Origin of the sequence: Candidatus Skiveiella danica (assembly GCF_022705245.1) — a bacterium.
Classification (GTDB): Bacteria; Pseudomonadota; Gammaproteobacteria; order Burkholderiales; family Burkholderiaceae_C; genus Skiveiella; species Skiveiella danica.
Genome location: NZ_JAKJEW010000129.1, coordinates 1 through 318, shown reverse-complemented (window position 1 = coordinate 318; position 318 = coordinate 1).

Sequence of the window (318 nt, the reverse complement as noted above, 5' to 3'; positions counted from 1 at the left end):
CCCAGATCGAGCCAGATTGGGACTTGGCCGCACAACCGGCACCGGACTTCGAGGCCGATCAGCGCATCAGTTGGTGAGGGGCCGATGCAGCGATTTCACAACGCTGCGGGGTAGCCCTGCGGCTGCGACGGACCAAAAACCAGCGCCCACGCAGCGGCTGCACTATCCAAGGCCTTCGTCGCGCCAAACCACTGAAATCAAGACCGCTTTGATGCACCCAACCCGTGCCATACTTGGCCTCATGCGGTTGAATTTCCTATCCGTCTATCCGTATCCGTGGTGCTGCAGGCCGTGGGCCGCACGCCCAACGGCAAGAAG